Origin of the sequence: Micromonospora sp. NPDC048169 (genome assembly GCF_040652815.1) — a bacterium.
Taxonomy (GTDB): Bacteria; Actinomycetota; Actinomycetes; order Mycobacteriales; family Micromonosporaceae; genus Micromonospora.
In genome coordinates this window covers 135396-149551 of sequence record NZ_JBEZMS010000013.1, presented here as the reverse complement: position 1 = coordinate 149551, position 14156 = coordinate 135396, and the positions used below count along the sequence as shown (strand labels likewise).

The 14156-nt window shown below is 71.0% G+C and carries 14 protein-coding genes; 3 read left to right on the top strand and 11 right to left on the bottom strand.

All coding sequences use genetic code 11. From position 1 onward, the window contains the following. The 11 genes from AB0D28_RS14545 to AB0D28_RS14495 all read right to left on the bottom strand — a co-directional run bounded on the left by AB0D28_RS14545 (window position 1) and on the right by AB0D28_RS14495 (window position 11832). Window positions 1–885: an ABC transporter permease gene (locus AB0D28_RS14545; RefSeq protein ID WP_357385842.1), complete on the bottom strand. Its 885-nt coding sequence runs from the start codon at window positions 883–885 to the stop codon at window positions 1–3. After that, window positions 885–1895 carry an ABC transporter permease gene (locus AB0D28_RS14540; RefSeq protein WP_013474645.1) on the bottom strand — a complete coding sequence of 337 codons (1011 nt, stop codon included), beginning with the start codon at window positions 1893–1895 and terminating at the stop codon, window positions 885–887. The genes AB0D28_RS14545 and AB0D28_RS14540 overlap by 1 nt, the downstream gene beginning before the upstream one ends. A gap of 16 nt (window positions 1896–1911) precedes the next feature. Next, a complete protein-coding gene (locus tag AB0D28_RS14535; protein WP_357385840.1) occupies window positions 1912–3567 on the bottom strand; it encodes an ABC transporter substrate-binding protein in 1656 nt (551 codons plus the stop codon). A 331-nt stretch (window positions 3568–3898) separates the two neighbouring features. Further along, complete coding sequence (locus tag AB0D28_RS14530) at window positions 3899–4762, bottom strand: IclR family transcriptional regulator (RefSeq protein WP_357385838.1); 864 nt, start codon at window positions 4760–4762, stop codon at window positions 3899–3901. Between the two features lie 59 nt (window positions 4763–4821). Next, window positions 4822–6189: an MmgE/PrpD family protein gene (locus AB0D28_RS14525; RefSeq protein ID WP_357385836.1), complete on the bottom strand. Its 1368-nt coding sequence runs from the start codon at window positions 6187–6189 to the stop codon at window positions 4822–4824. A gap of 1 nt (window position 6190) precedes the next feature. Continuing rightward, window positions 6191–7027, bottom strand: coding sequence for an ABC transporter permease (locus AB0D28_RS14520; RefSeq protein ID WP_357385834.1), 837 nt, complete (start codon window positions 7025–7027; stop codon window positions 6191–6193). Then, on the bottom strand, window positions 7024–7845 hold the full coding sequence (locus tag AB0D28_RS14515) for an ABC transporter ATP-binding protein (RefSeq protein ID WP_357385832.1): 822 nt from the start codon (window positions 7843–7845) through the stop codon (window positions 7024–7026). The genes AB0D28_RS14520 and AB0D28_RS14515 overlap by 4 nt, the downstream gene beginning before the upstream one ends. A 22-nt stretch (window positions 7846–7867) precedes the next feature. Beyond that, on the bottom strand, window positions 7868–8956 hold the full coding sequence (locus AB0D28_RS14510) for an alpha-hydroxy acid oxidase (protein WP_357385830.1): 1089 nt from the start codon (window positions 8954–8956) through the stop codon (window positions 7868–7870). A gap of 53 nt (window positions 8957–9009) precedes the next feature. Then, window positions 9010–10122: an ABC transporter substrate-binding protein gene (locus AB0D28_RS14505; RefSeq protein ID WP_357385828.1), complete on the bottom strand. Its 1113-nt coding sequence runs from the start codon at window positions 10120–10122 to the stop codon at window positions 9010–9012. Between the two features lie 44 nt (window positions 10123–10166). Next, window positions 10167–10910 (bottom strand): aspartate/glutamate racemase family protein, encoded by a 744-nt coding sequence (locus AB0D28_RS14500; RefSeq protein WP_354874058.1) that lies wholly within the window; start codon window positions 10908–10910, stop codon window positions 10167–10169. A 166-nt stretch (window positions 10911–11076) separates the two neighbouring features. Further along, the gene (locus AB0D28_RS14495) at window positions 11077–11832 is read right to left on the bottom strand and encodes a hypothetical protein (protein ID WP_357385825.1); all 756 of its coding nucleotides are present in this window, start codon (window positions 11830–11832) and stop codon (window positions 11077–11079) included. Window positions 11833–12015: 183 nt separating this feature from the next. Here AB0D28_RS14495 and AB0D28_RS14490 point away from each other — a divergent pair, with 183 nt between their 5' ends. From AB0D28_RS14490 to AB0D28_RS14480, 3 genes are read left to right on the top strand one after another with little or no spacing between them, the layout of a single operon-like run. After that, window positions 12016–12825 (top strand): hypothetical protein, encoded by an 810-nt coding sequence (locus AB0D28_RS14490; protein ID WP_357385823.1) that lies wholly within the window; start codon window positions 12016–12018, stop codon window positions 12823–12825. Further along, window positions 12822–13484, top strand: coding sequence for a carboxymuconolactone decarboxylase family protein (locus AB0D28_RS14485; protein ID WP_357385821.1), 663 nt, complete (start codon window positions 12822–12824; stop codon window positions 13482–13484). Before AB0D28_RS14490 ends, AB0D28_RS14485 begins: the two co-directional genes overlap by 4 nt. Further along, window positions 13481–14146 carry an SDR family NAD(P)-dependent oxidoreductase gene (locus AB0D28_RS14480; protein ID WP_357385819.1) on the top strand — a complete coding sequence of 222 codons (666 nt, stop codon included), beginning with the start codon at window positions 13481–13483 and terminating at the stop codon, window positions 14144–14146. Before AB0D28_RS14485 ends, AB0D28_RS14480 begins: the two co-directional genes overlap by 4 nt. Window positions 14147–14156 lie beyond the last annotated feature (10 nt).

The window sequence follows — 14156 nt, the reverse complement described above, 5'->3', positions numbered from 1 at the left end:
TCACCGCCGCTTCGCGTTGGCGCGGTCCTGCAGGCCTTCGCCGAGCAGGCTGAAGCCCAGAACGCAGACGAACAGGGCCAGGCCGGGCGGGACCGAGGTCCACCACCGGCCGCCGACCACGTCCGCGGCGCCGAGGCTGATCATGGCGCCCCACTCCGCGTCGGGGATGCTCACGCCCAGGCCGAGGAAGGAGAGCCCGGCCAGGGTGAGCATGGCCCAGCCGCAGTTCAGCGGCGCGATGACCCGGACGGGGGTGAGGCTGTTGGGGAGCAGGTGCCGCCAGAGCACGCCGACCGGCGACGCCCCGGAGGTGATCGCGGCGTCCACGAACGGCAGTTCCCGCAGCGACCGCACCTCGGCGCGGACCAGCCGGGCGTACGCCGGCGCGTTCACCGCCGCGATCGTGATGATCAGGTTGATCGTGCCGTTGCCGAGCAGGGCGGCCACCGCCAGCGCCAGGATGAAGGTGGGGAACGACTGGAAGATGTCGACCACCCGCATCAGCACGTCGTCGAGCCAGCCGCCGAAGTAGCCGGCGACCAGGCCGAGCAGCGTGCCGACGACCACCGCGAGCGCCACCGCGGCCAGGGCGATGCCCAGGTCGAGCCGGGCGGCGTAGAGCACCCGGCTCCAGATGTCCATGCCGTTGCCGTCGGTGCCGAGCAGGTGGCTGCCGCCCGGCGCGACGAGCGTGTTCGCCGCGTCGATCTCGGTCTCGCCCCACTGGCTCAGCAGCGGCGCGAACACCGCCGCCAGCGCGACCACCGACAGGATGCTCGCCCCGGCGATGATCATGCGGCGGGCGAAACGGCTGTCCCGGTCGCCGCCGGGCACGACCACCGGCGCGGCGGCGGGACCGTCGGGGACGGTTCGCAGCTCGGCCATCAGAGCCTCACTCTCGGGTCGAGGATCGCGTGGACCACGTCGGCGATGAGGAACACCAGCACGTAGCACAACGCGATGACCAGCACCGACGCCTGCACCACCGGGTAGTCCCGGTAGAGCAGGCCGCGCAGGGCCCACTGGCCGAAGCCCTGCCACGAGTACACGTACTCAACGAGCACGGTGGAGCCGATCGCCGTACCGAAGACCAGCGCGGCCAGCGACGGCAGCCGGACCAGCGTCGCGCGCAGCAGGTAGCCGTAGTGCAGCGTGCGGTCGCGCAGCCCGTGGGCCTTGGCCGCGGCGTACGACTCCGAGTGCAGCACCTCCAGCGCGGAGGCCCGGACGCTGCGCAGCAGCGGGGCGACCACGCCGACCACGAGGGTCAGCACCGGCAGCACCAGGTACGCCGCGGCCGAGGCGATCGCCGGCCCGTTGGCGGTGAGGACGGCGTCGACGAGGTCGGCGCCGGTGAGCGGGGTCAGGCCGGTGTCCGGGTCCACCCGGCCGTTCGGTGCCGGGAACCAGCCGAGGATGCTGTAGCCGACGAGCACCAGGACCAGGCCGAGCCAGAACTCCGGGACGGAGTTGCCGACCAGCGCGAAGATCCGGACGCTGTGGTCGCCGGCCCGGTTGGCCCGCTTGGCCGACCAGATGCCCAGCACGGTGGCCACCACGAGCGCGATGCTCACCGAGATGACGACGAGCTCCAGCGTCGGACCGACCCGTAGCGCCATCTCCGAACCCACGGAGCTGCCGCTCTGGATCGAGGTCCCGAAGTCACCGGTGAGAAGCCCTCCGAGGTAGTCGAGGAACTGCTGCCAGAGGGACTGGTCCAGCCCGAAGCGGGCCCGGGCCGCGGCGGCGTCCTCCTCGGTGGCGTTCTGCCCGAGGATGCTGCGGACCGGGTCGCCCGGCAGCACTCGGACCAGGAGGAAGGCCAGGACGACCACTCCGAGCAGAACGGGGATCAGCTGGAGTAGTCGCCTGACGACAAACCGGAGAATTCGCATGGAGGGGTGACGTTTCCTAGGCCGATGCGCTCAGGTAGCGCAGGCGGGCGAGGCCGTCCATCGGCTGCACCCAGCCGGCGACGGATTCCCGGACGGGCAGGTTGAAGTTGGGCTGGCAGATGACCACCCACGGCACGTCGGCGGCGAGGATCTCCTGGACCCGCTTCCACAGCGCGTTGCGGGCGCCCGTGTCGACGGTGGTGTGCGACTTCTCGTAGATCTGCTCGATCTCCGGGTTGCTGTAGTTCGAGTAGTTGAGGTTGGCGCCCTTGACGAAGCTCGTCGCCAGCATGTACTCGACGTCGTCGACCCAGAGCTGCCCGGAGGTGATCTGGAGCGGGATGTTCTTCTTGGTCCGCCGCTCACCGAGGGTCGCCGGGTCCAGCGGGGTCAGCTTGAGCCGGATGCCGGCCTTGGCCGCCTCGCTCTGCACCTGGACGGCGATCTTCTGCTGCTCCTCGTTGTCGGCCTCGAAGACCAGCTCGGAGTCGAGCGACGCCCGGCCGGAGGCGGCCATCGCGGCCTTCGCCTTGTCCAGGTCGTGCGTGAACGGGTAGCCGCTCTCGTCGTATCCGGGCATGTCCAGCGGGACCGGGCTCTTGGCCGGGCGGGCGTCGCCGCCGTACACGTTGTTGATGATCTGCTCGTAGGGCACCGCGTAGGCGAGCGCCTTGCGCACGTTCACGTCGTTGAACGGCGCGGCGGTGACCGACATCTGGATGGCGACCTGGCGGTTGCTGGCCGCCGAGATGACCTTGATGCCCGGGGCCTTCTTCAGGTCCTGGATGTCGCGCTGGCTGATGCCCAGGGCGATGTCGATGTCACCGGCCTGGAGCTGGAGCCGCTGGTTGGAGGCGGCCGGCACCACCGAGATCCGGATGGTCGGCGTCTTGGCCGGGTCCGGACCCGGGTATCCGGTGTTCGCGCTGAGTTCGATCTCCTGGCCCTGGGTGGCCTTGGCGACGTTGAAGTAGCCGCCGGTCGGCGGGTTCTTCGCGAACCACTCCTTGGCCCAGGGGTCGCTGCCGCTGGCGTGCTTCTTGGCCTCGACGGAGTCGAAGACGTACAGCGAGATCGCCTGGATCTGCCGGGTCAGGGCGCTCGGGAACGCCTGGTGGAACTCGACCGTGTAGTCGTCGACGACCTTGACCTGGTCCGCGCTGGTCAGGCCGATGGTGCGGTAGACGCCGGCCACGTTGGCCTGGGCGGCGAACGCGCGGTCCTTCGACCACTTCACGTCGGCGGCCTTCATCTCGTTGCCGCTGGCGAACTTCACGCCCCGGCGCAGCTTGAGGGTCCACACCTTCTGCTCGGCGTCCGGCTCGAACGACTCGGCGAACGTCGGGGTGATGTTCTGGGTGTCGAGGATCTGGCTGCCGCCGGCGTTCGTGACCCCGTAGTCGACCAGGTACGGGAAGACGTTCTTGTAGAGCATCAGCGCGGTCAGGTCGAAACCGACGAAGTCCTGGTCCCAGCTCGACAGGTAGCTGGAGACGGCGATGCGCAGCGTCTTGGCGGAGGCGCCGCCGGACTTGCCGTCGCCTGACTTGCTGCCGCTGTCCGCGGCGCAGGCACCGGTGGCGAACAGGAGCGCGACGCTGCCACCCAACTGCAGGACGCCGCGGCGGGAGAGCGCGGGCGAGGAGGCGCCCGGACGGTGTGAACGAGCCATGAGAAGCCCTCCTAGAAGCACGAGGCGAATGGCCCGAGCTGCGGACCTACCTGGTGTTCTACCGGATTAGGCAGCAGTGAACAATAGGGTGAACAGATGTTCACGATGGCGCTCGCAGGATGAACCATGAAGGCTCCCGAACTGCGGGATGGCCAGGATGGCAGCGTTCACATGGTTTCACTGAAACGTTATGAACACGGACCGCGCGGAGGGCTGAAACGCCGATGACCCCGGGAGGGACACCCGGGGTCATCGTTCGCGCGGCGGTCCGCGCGGTCAGGGGCGGGCCGGACTCCGCGAACCCGCCGCGCGGGTCGGAGCCGGCCGTCGGTCAGAGTGGTCCGCGGTAGCCGATGTCGCGGGACACGGCGCGGGCCGCCTCGACCACCGCGGCGCCGTGCCGCAGCGTCTGCTCGGCGAGCCGCTCCCGCGGGCCGCACAGCGAGACCGCGCCCACCACGTCGCCCGAGGCGTTGCGGATGGCCGCCGCGACGCTCGCCGAGCCGGCCTGCCGCTCGCCGAAGCTCACCGCGTATCCCCGCTCCCGGATGCCGGCGATGTCGTCACGCAACGCGTCGGCCGAGGTGAGCGTCCGCGGGGTGAGGCTGGCGTGGCGGTGCTGGGTGAGGAACTCCTCGATCGTCTCGTCGGGCAGCGCGGCGAGGATCGCCTTGGAGGACGACCCGGCGTGCAGCGGGTACATCCGGCCCAGGGCCACCGACATCCGCACCTCGTGCGGGGAGAGCACCTGGTCCACGTACACCCGCTGCCAGCCCTGCCGGATGGAGAGCGTTGCCGTCTCTCCGCTGAGCTCGACGAGCCGTTCGAGATAGGGACGGGCGGTCTTCGGCACGTCCAGGGTCCGCAGCGCGGCCAGGCCGACGGTCAGCGCGCCCGGGCCGAGCTGGTACTGCTTTGTCCCCTCGTCGAACGCGAGGAACGCGTCCGTCACCAGCTCCTTGAGGATCCGGTGCGCGACCGCCTTGGGAATCCGGAGGTCACGTGCGATCGCCGACACGCCCAGCGCCTCGGGCGCCCGGGAGGCCAGCAGATTGATGATCGCGAAGGTCCGGGCCAGCCCGGAGCGGGCCCGGCCGTCCTCCCCCTCCGGCTCCGCGCCCGGCTCCGGTCGCCGGCCGGGCCGGGACTGAACGATGATCTCCGCGCCAGCCGGACCGGTATCCACTGGGGCCATGTCGAAGGCTCCTTACAGAACAGTTGGCGTCTATGTTGCCGGAGAATGCCGCGGACACGTTAATCGCCGAGCCGGACCGCCCGCATCAGCGCCTCGACATCCGTCGCGGGCAGCGCGGCCGCCCGCTCGACCAGCCGTTCCACAGAGGCCTCCGGCCAGCAGCCGGCCAGCAGCCGCCGTACCTTGTCCGCGACCCGGTCGAACCCGAGCGGATTGCCCGCGTGCCCGCTCGCGGCGAGCACCTCGGCGGTCGCCTGCCGCCCGTCCCGGGCCACCAACTGGATCCGGGCGCCGAGGTGCCGGGGCGGCATCCGGTCGAGCCGGTCGTCGACGACCAGCCGGGTCACCGACTGCAGGCGCGCGAGTTCCGGGTCCGCGATCCGGCCCGGGTCCAGATGGGACAGGTCGAATCCGCCGTCGCGGACTCCGCAGGCGACCACGTACGGGGTGCTCATGCTCGCGGCCAGCGCCGTCGACGGATGGGCCCGGCCGAGCACGTCGACCATCTCCCGGAAACCCCAGCCGTTGATCTCCACGATCTCGGCGGCGTCGCAGCCGAGTTCGGCGCGGGCCGCCACCGCCGCCTCCAGCGCGGCGTGCGTCGCGCCGGACGAGGGGTAGAGCTTCTGGCCCGCCCGCATCAGCATCGGCTCGCCGCCCAGCCCCTCGGTGAGGCTGTCGAGGTCGACCTGATCGGAGGCGGCGGCCAGGTAGCCCCGGTCGGCGGCCAGCGGCTCGTCGGTGGCGCACAGTCCGGCGCGCGCGGCGAGACCGGCGAGCAGGCCCTCCCGGGACGCCTGGCCGGACAGGGCGTACCAGGCGTCGGAGAAGTACGACGCGCCGACCACGCCCGCCGCCGCGTTGACGGCCAGGCCGATCGCCGCCTGGTAGACCTCGGCCCGCTGCTCGCCGCCCACCTTCAGGCTCGCCACGGCGGCGGCCGCCGTGTTGCACCCGCCCCGCGGATGCCAGCCCCGGTCGAACGCCGAGCGGCCGAGAGCGGTGCCGATCCGCATGGTGACCTCGTATCCGACCACCGCCGCCTCGATCAGCGCCGGGCCGGAGGCCCGCACCTCCTCGCCGCGCGCCAGCAGCGCCGGGAACGTGCCCACGCCCGGGTGCCCGAGCGAGCCGTGCCAGACGTCGTCGAGGTTGGGGCCGGACGAGCCCGCGACGCCGTTGAGGAACGCCGCCCGGTCCGGCGCCACGCGCAGGGCGGTGCCGACGACGGTGCTCAGGCCCGGCTCCCCGCCACCCATGCGCAGTTCGTTGGAGACCCAGCGCCGGTGGTGGTCGCGGGTGCTGCCGAGCACCGCCACGCCGAGGTGGTCGAGCAGCAGCCCGCGTACCCGCCCGACCACGTCGGCGGAGAGATCGTCGTACCGCAGGTCGGCGGCCCAGCGCGCGAGCGCGGCGGTCGGGTTCATCTCAGCCCTGCTTCCAGCGGGTCGCCCAGCGTTCCAGCACGATGATCAGTTGGGAGAGGATGACCGACACGCACGCCACGAGCGCGACGCCGGCCAGCACGCCGGTGGTGTTGAAGAACGCGGCGGCGTTGGCGATGACGTAACCCACGCCCTGGTTGGACGAGATCAGCTCACCGACGACAGCGCCGATCACGGCCTGCGGCACGGCGATGCGCAGGCCGGTCATCACCCACACCGCGGCCGACGGCATGACGACCCGGCGGTAGATGGTCAGCCGGTTCGCCCCCATGATCCGCAGTGAGTTGATGAACAGCGGGTCGACGTCGCGCGCGCCGGTGAACGTGTTGTAGAAGACCAGGAAGAACGAGATCAGTCCGACCAGGACGATCTTCGAGCCGAACCCGATGCCGAACCAGAGCACGAACAGCGGGGCCAGGGCGAGCTTCGGCATGCTGTAGACGACTGTGACGAACGGGTTGAGCACCGCCGCGGTCGTCGGCAGCCGGCCCAGGGTGAAGCCGACGAGCACGCCGGCCACGCTGCCGATCGCCAGACCGGCGCCGAACTCCTGCAACGTGATCAGCAGGTGCGGCCAGATCGACCCGGTACGGAACCATTCCAGAAGCTGCTGCCCGATCGCGCCGGGCGAGCTGGTGAAGAACGGGTCGATCAGCCGGCCGGACATCCACTGCCAGGAGCCGAGCCAGACGATCACCACGGCGATCTGGCCGAGCGCGATCTTGATCTTCGGATTGAGCTTGCGGGGCGGCTTGGCGGCGGCCGGCCCGGCGGCCGGCGCGGTGACCGCGCCACGGCTGACCGTCTCGGTGTCACTCATGGGTTCGCCATCTCCTTCTCGCCGGCGTGGATCTCCCGCCCGAGGTTGTGCCAGACCCGGCGGCGTACCTCCTGGTACTCCGCGGTGAACTGAAGCTGCTCCAGGTCCCGTGGGCGGGGCAGGTCGACCTCGATCACGTCGACGATGCGGGCCGGGCGGGCGCTCATCACCACGACCCGGTCGGCCAGCGTGATCGCCTCGTCCATGTCGTGGGTCACGAACAGCACCGCCGCACCGAGCTTCTCCATCAGCGAGAGCAGCTCGGCCTGCATGCGCAGGCGCAGGATCGCGTCGAGCGCGCCGAACGGCTCGTCGAGCAGGAGCGTCTCCGGCTCGTACACCAGCGCCTGCGCCAGGCCCACCCGCTTGCGCATGCCGCCGGACAGACCCGCCGGGTACGTGTTCTCGAACCCCTTGAGGCCCACCATCTCGATGTAGGTGGCGACCTTCTCCCGGCGCTGCCGTGCCGGCACCCGGCGGATCTGCAGCGGCAGCTCGATGTTCTCGGCGACCGTACGCCAGGGCAGGATCGAGTCCCGCTGGGTCATGTAGCCGATGCTGGTGTTCGGGCCGTCGATCGGCGTCCCGCGGTAGGTCAGCGACCCACTGGTCGGCGTGATCAGCCCGGAGACCATGTTGAGCAGCGTCGACTTGCCGCAGCCGGAGGGCCCCAGCAGCGCGACGAACTCGCCCTCCCAGAGGTTGAAGTCCACGCGGGAAAGGGCGTTCACCGGGCCACGACGCCCGTGGTAGGTCATGGACACGCCCTCAGCCGACACGACGGCGTTGCGGGCGGTCCCCGTTTTGTCAGTAGACATCCGACTTCTCCCGTATCTGCTGTCAGGCCGGCTGAAGCATGGAACGGTCGACCTCGGCCAGACTCGATCGCCCGAGCAGGGCCAGCGACTTGACCATCTCCGCCGCGACCATCTCCAGGGCCCGCCGTACGCCGTCGCGACCGCCGGCACACAGCCCCATCGCCGCGAGCCGGCCCACCACCACCAGGTCGGCGCCGAGGGCGATCGCCTTCAGCACGTCGGTGCCGCGCCGGATGCCGCCGTCGACGGCGACGCTGATCCGGCCGCCCACCGCGTCCACCACCTCGGGCAGCTGCCGAAGCGTGGCCGGGGTGCAGTCGAGCTGCCGTCCGCCGTGGTTGCTGACGATCACCCCGGCCGCGCCCATGTCGGCGGAGAGCACCGCGTCCTCGCCGGTCATCACGCCCTTGATCACCACCGGCAGCGAGGTCTCGCTGAGCGCCTCGGCCAGGTAGTCGAACGTCCACACCGGCTGGCTCATGGCGCGGAACTCGCCGAACATCTCCTCGGCGTGGCCCGTCTCGCCCTGGTAGTTGCCGCGCATGACGTCCTCGTAGACGAACTGGTTGGCGAGGTTGCGGTCGCGGTAACCGGCGGTCGGGCAGTCGGCGGTGATCACCAGACCGCGGTATCCGGCCGACTCGGCACGGCGGACCAGCCGCCGGAAGTTGACCAGGCTGCCGACCGGGTGGAGCTGGAACATCAGCGCCGACTCGGGTGCCACCTCGCGGATCCTCTCCAGCGGGTGGGTGGAGACGTGCGGCGCCAGGGCCAGCGCGCCGACGTCCTGCGCCGCGCCGGCCACCGCGAGCTGGCCGTCCGGGTGGAACAGCCCGTCCGCGCCGAAGGGCGCGGTGGCCACCGGCATCTTCAGCGGCCAGCCCAGGTACGTCGTCTCCAGCGACGGCGGCTTGCTGCCGGTGAGGATCCGCGGCCGGAACGTCCACCGGTCGAACTCGTCGAGGTTGGCGGCGACGCTGCGCTCGGCGCCCGCGCCGCCCTCCAGGAAGTCCCACACGGCCTGCCGTGCCCCGTTGCGGGCCGCGGCCTTGAGATCTCCGAAGTTCTTGATGTGGGTGGAGCTCACCCCTGGTACCGAAGTCGTGGTCACGATCGTCTTCCCAACGTCGAGGAGCCGGCCCGGCCGGCGATGGGCGGGGCAGCTCAGTAGGACGTGCCGACCTTGTCGAACGCCTGCTGGGCGATGGTGGCGTTCCAGGTGTCGTCGAAGCCGATCTTCTTGGCCGCGGCCGCCTCGCTGACGCTGCCGTTGATCTCGAAGGCGGTGACCACGAACTCCTTGGCCTGCTCGTACTGCTCCGGGGTCGGGACGATGCTCTTGCCGTAGATCGGGTAGTTCGACTCGAACGCCGTCTTGAAGACCTCGGGCTTGATGTCGGTGAAGATGCCGCCGAGCAGGTCGCGGAACTCGTCCTTCTCCGCCTGGATGAAGTTGAGCGACCGCTGGATCGCCCGGCAGTACGACGCGATGGCCTCGGGGTTCTTCTCCAGGAAGTCCTTCTTGCAGGAGGCCATGATGTAGGGGAAGCCCACAAGCGGCTGGACCGGGTCCTTGGACATGTCGTAGAGGTACTTCATGCCGAGGTCGGAGATCGCCTGGTCGGAGATCGGCGACGAGATCGCCATGCCGTCGATCTGCTTGTTCTTCACCGCCGCGAGCATCGCCGAGCCGCCGCCCTGGATCGGCACGATCTGCAGGTCCTTGTTCGGGTCGAGCTTGCCCAGGTTGCTGGAGACGTAGCGGATCAGCAGGTCCGGGGTGCCGGCGACGCCGGTGGAGGCCAGCTTCATGCCGCGCATGGCCGCGCCCCGCTGCTCGGGCGTGCTCGAGTCGGACAGTCCGGCCTTCTCGAACGACTCGGCGCTGACCACGATGTTCGTGGCCAGGGTGGTCACCATGCCGCAGAAGCTGATCAGCGGCTGGCCCACCGCCGTGGACTTCATGGTGTCCATCGGCGAGCCGACGACGAACTCGGCGTCACCGGCGAGCACGATGTTCGCCACCACGCCCTGGCCGGCGACCTTGCCGCTCTGCTGCAGCCCCTCCTCGGCGAAGTAGCCCTTCTTCTCGGCGACGAGGAACGGCGCCCAGATGTAGGAGGTCGCTGTCGATCGGATGGTGGTGTACGGGCCGCCGGAGTTGCCGCCGCCGGAGGCGGCCGGGGCGCCGTCGGGACGGGAACAGGCGGCCAGCAGGCCACCGGCGCCGGCCAGGGCGCCGAGCCGGAGCAGGTTGCGACGGGACAGAGAAGACATGGTTACTCCCGGGGGAAACGAGTAAGTGAGAGGAGGTGGCGCGCTCAGTGCCGGCCGAGGGCGCCGAACGCCGCCGGCGAGTCGCCGAGTCCGGCCGCCCGGAAGGCGGCCCAGATACTGGCCTGGTTGGCCGTGACCACGGGGATGGAAAGGTCGCTCTCCAGCTCGGCGACCACGCCGAGGGTGGAGAGGTTCGTGCAACTGATGAACAGCGCCTCGGCGTCCGGGTGGGCAGCGGCACGAGCGAGTCGGTAGACGACCTCCTCGGACTGCTGCGCGATGGCCGAGACCGGTGTGCGGGCGAGCGGGAAGTGCGCGACGCGCTCACGCAGGCCCAGACCGACCAGGTTGACCACGTCGAGCCCGTGTGCGGTGAAGAACTCGCGCAGTCGCTGGTTGATGGTGTCGTCGTAGGGGGTGGCGACGGCGATCCGGGTGACGCCCAGCGCGCGGAGCGCCTGCACGCCGGCCCCCGACGTGGACAGCGCCGGGCAGCCCGCGCGCTCGGCGATCCGCCCGACCAGGTCGGTCTCGTACTCGTGGCCGCCGACGAAGCTGCCGGATGTGCAGCCGAAGACCACGACGTCGGCGTCGAGTTCGGACAACTGCTCCGCGGCGCGCAGGGCGTCGTCGGCCATGGTGACCAGACCGGCCGGGTCGAGCCGGGGGATCACCATCCGGGCCGCGTGTGCGGACGCGCCGCGGGGCAGTACCGAGTAGATCTCCGGCTCCATCGTCATGTTGACGTGCGGGACGATCAAGCCGATTCGGGCTCGCCAGCCGTGCATCGTTCGTCACCTCCTGGCGGCCCGGTGCCGGGGCGTAGGTTTAGTGGGAAAGCGGATTCGTTCGCCTCAGTGGAACGCCGGTCCGCTGTGTATGCCGGGACGCTAATGGCTGGTCCCGAGCCCCGTCAAGGGTGGAAAAGCAGCCGAAACAAAACGCCCGGCCCGCTCAGCTCCAGCGGCCGACCAGGTCGTTGACCAGGCACGACGACGAGGCCGCCGGCTGACCGAGGCGACGCAGGGCGCGATACGCCGCCGCCACCGACGAGGAGAGCACCGGTACGCCCAGCTCGCCGCCGACCGCCGCGATGGCCTCGACGGTGGGCATGCCGGTGCCGCTGAGCAGCACCACCGTCTCGGGGTCGGGCCGCAGCTCACGCAGCAGGGCGGTGACCTCGGCGGGAGTGATCGCGTAGATCCCGTTCGGCGCCGGCGCCTTCTCCACGCCGGCCACGGTGAGCCCGGCGGAGGTCCAGTACGCGACCGCCAGGTCGGTGAGCCAGTCGGGGTACGGCGAGACGACCAGCACCCGCGTGCGGCCGAGTTCGGCAAGCGTCTCCAGGATCGCCCGGGCCGCGGTCAGCCCCTGTCCGGCGCCCGCCGCGTCGATCGCCTCGTGCAGCCGCGCGTCGCCATCCGTTCCCACCAGGTAGGACGAGCCGGTACAGGCGAAGTAGGAGACGTCGGGCCGGGCCGGGAGCAGCGTGCTCGTGGTCGAGGTGAGCGCGTCGTTGTAGCCGAGCAGCCGCTCCTTCAACGTGCCCGGGACCTGCGGCAGCGGCGCGATCCGGACATCCACCGCAGCGGGCAGCAGAGCGCGCAGCTCGGTCGCCACCGTGGGGTTCTCCGGCGGCACCAGCGCCGCGACCCCGCCACCGCCGTTACCGCCCGCCGACACGTCGATCCGATTCGGCTCGTCGCCCATGACAGCCACCGCCTTCCAGTTCGCTGATCGTTTTCGAGACTTGGCCCGAACCGTTGACAGGCCGGGCAGTGGCACGACAGTATCCACCTTGTTCCGCCTGGGAAACCACCGTTCGTTTGACAGGAACAATCCTTATCTCGGATGGGCACCCAGGAACCCCGAGGCAAAGGTGTGCAGACTGACATGTGGAATCGCCCTGACGTCGACTTCATCTCGACCCAAGACCTGCCCTGGGCCCCGGTCCCGGGCGGTCAGTTCGGCTCGGGCCACGGCGGCGGCCTGCGCAAGACCTTCTCGGTCGACGAGGAGGACGGCGCCCGCACCGAGCTGCTCGCCTTCACCAACCGGCAGCAGGGCGTGCTGAGCGCCCAGGCCGACATCTTCGTGATCGCCGGCCGGGGCACCGTCAACGACGAGCCGTACGCCCCGGGCACCTACCTGCACGCCCAGGCGATGACCGAGCTCGACTGGGTGCCCGGCGTCGGTGAGACGGTGCTGTACTTCGGCCCGCACAGCACGCCGGAATTCGCCGCCGGACCGGGGTCGGGGACGCTCACCGTGATGCACGAGACCCGCGACGAGTGGGTGTCGATGGGCTGGCGCGGCGACGAGCCGCAGCCGGCCGACGTGCGGATCCGGTGGCTGCGCCGCGACGAGGCCGGCATCGTCTTCCTGGTCGGGATGCTGCCCGGATACACGGCGATCAACGAGGAGAAGCACCCGGTCTACGAGGAGTCCTTCAAGATCGCCGGGGACCTGATGCTGGGACGCCGTGGCGTGGTCAAGCCCGGTGGCTACTTCTTCCGCAGCCCGCAGACCTGGCACGGCCCGCTCTACAGCCGCACCGGCAACCTCTCCCTGATCCGCAAGAACGACTTCGGCAGCACTGACTACCGCGACCCGCTGCCGGGCCACGACCTGGGCAGTCTCATCCCCGCCTTCTACGACCGCGACGCCTCGTTGACCCCGAGCCTCGGGCCGTCGCAGCGATGAGCGAGCCCGATCAGCTCGCCGCGATCCGGGCCGAGCGCGGCTACCTGCTGTCGTACCACGAGGTGTACGCCCGCACGGAGCCCGGCTTCCTGGAGGCGTACACCCGGCTCTACCGCCGGTTCACCCTCGACGAGCGGCACCTGTCGGCCCGCGAGCGGGAGCTGATCTGGGTCGGTCTGCTCGTCGCCGACGAGGAGGCGGTGGGCACGCTGCACGTCGAGCGCGGCTACGCCGCGGGGCTCACCACCGACGAGATGGCGCAGGCGACGGCGGTGGCCGGGGCCGCGGCCGCGTGGCGGCCGATCTTCTTCGCCGCGCGGGCCTGGGCGGCCACGCTGCCGATGGACGGCTTCGCCCGGTACCACGCCCTGCTCGCCGCCGCCGCGCCGGACCTGTCCGGCCGTGAGGCCGACCTGATCGCCGTGGTGGTGCACGCGGTGCACCAGCAGGAGGAGGCGTTCCTGCACCACCTCGACCGGCTGTACGCCGCCGGGGTGCGGGAGCGGGACATCGCCGAGGCGATCAGCTACCTGCTGCTGCCGCGCGGCGCCAACGCGCTGCTCTGGGCCACCGACCAGTGGCTGGCCGCGGTGGAGTCCGGCCGCGTCACCCCCACCGGTGAGCTGGCCGGCGTCAACACCCGGACCCGCCGGTCATGACCTCGCTGGTGGTCGGCGGACGCGGGGCGATCGGCGCCGCCGTGGTCGACGCCCTGCGCCGCGACGGGGAGACGGTCCACGTGCTGGACCGGGCCGACGGCGTGGACGCCGCCGACCCGCGCCAGGTCAGCCGGTTCCTGGACGCGCTCCCCGAGGCGCCGACCCGGGTGGCGCACCTGGCCGGGTCGGTCGGGCACGGCGGGCTGCTGGACGTCTCGCCCGAGCAGTGGCGGCAGGTGCTGGACGACAGCCTGACCAGCGCCTACGTCGTGGTCCGGGCGGTGCTGCCGGCCATGCTCGCGGCCGGTGGCGGCGCGATCGTGCTGATGAGCTCGGTGAACGGCCGGCACGGCGGGAACGCGATGTCCGGGCCGGCCTACGCGGCGGCGAAGGCCGGTGTGCTGGCGCTGACCCGCAACGTCGCCAAGGAGTTCGGCGGCCGGGGCGTACGGGCCAACGCGGTGGCGCCCGGACCGGTCCGGTCGGTGATGACCGAGCGCCTGTCCGCCCGGGAGCTGTCGGACCTGGTCGGGCAGGTGCCGCTGCGCCGGCCCGCCGAGCCGGCGGAGGTCGCCGAGACGATCGCGTTCCTGCTCGGCGAACGCGCGAGCTACGTCAACGGCGCCACGGTCGACGTCAACGGCGGGATGTGGACGGGATGACCGGGACCGT

Excerpts from the sequence above, each read along its gene's own strand:
- AB0D28_RS14545 (WP_357385842.1), bottom strand. The coding sequence starts at position 885 with ATGGCCGAGCTGCGAACCGTCCCCGACGGTCCCGCCGCCGCGCCGGTG.
- AB0D28_RS14540 (WP_013474645.1), bottom strand. The coding sequence starts at position 1,895 with ATGCGAATTCTCCGGTTTGTCGTCAGGCGACTACTCCAGCTGATCCCC.
- AB0D28_RS14535 (WP_357385840.1), bottom strand. The coding sequence starts at position 3,567 with ATGGCTCGTTCACACCGTCCGGGCGCCTCCTCGCCCGCGCTCTCCCGC.
- AB0D28_RS14530 (WP_357385838.1), bottom strand. The coding sequence starts at position 4,762 with ATGGCCCCAGTGGATACCGGTCCGGCTGGCGCGGAGATCATCGTTCAG.
- AB0D28_RS14525 (WP_357385836.1), bottom strand. The coding sequence starts at position 6,189 with ATGAACCCGACCGCCGCGCTCGCGCGCTGGGCCGCCGACCTGCGGTAC.
- AB0D28_RS14520 (WP_357385834.1), bottom strand. The coding sequence starts at position 7,027 with ATGAGTGACACCGAGACGGTCAGCCGTGGCGCGGTCACCGCGCCGGCC.
- AB0D28_RS14515 (WP_357385832.1), bottom strand. The coding sequence starts at position 7,845 with ATGTCTACTGACAAAACGGGGACCGCCCGCAACGCCGTCGTGTCGGCT.
- AB0D28_RS14505 (WP_357385828.1), bottom strand. The coding sequence starts at position 10,122 with ATGTCTTCTCTGTCCCGTCGCAACCTGCTCCGGCTCGGCGCCCTGGCC.
- AB0D28_RS14500 (WP_354874058.1), bottom strand. The coding sequence starts at position 10,910 with ATGCACGGCTGGCGAGCCCGAATCGGCTTGATCGTCCCGCACGTCAAC.
- AB0D28_RS14495 (WP_357385825.1), bottom strand. The coding sequence starts at position 11,832 with ATGGGCGACGAGCCGAATCGGATCGACGTGTCGGCGGGCGGTAACGGC.
- AB0D28_RS14490 (WP_357385823.1), top strand. The coding sequence starts at position 12,016 with ATGTGGAATCGCCCTGACGTCGACTTCATCTCGACCCAAGACCTGCCC.
- AB0D28_RS14485 (WP_357385821.1), top strand. The coding sequence starts at position 12,822 with ATGAGCGAGCCCGATCAGCTCGCCGCGATCCGGGCCGAGCGCGGCTAC.
- AB0D28_RS14480 (WP_357385819.1), top strand. The coding sequence starts at position 13,481 with ATGACCTCGCTGGTGGTCGGCGGACGCGGGGCGATCGGCGCCGCCGTG.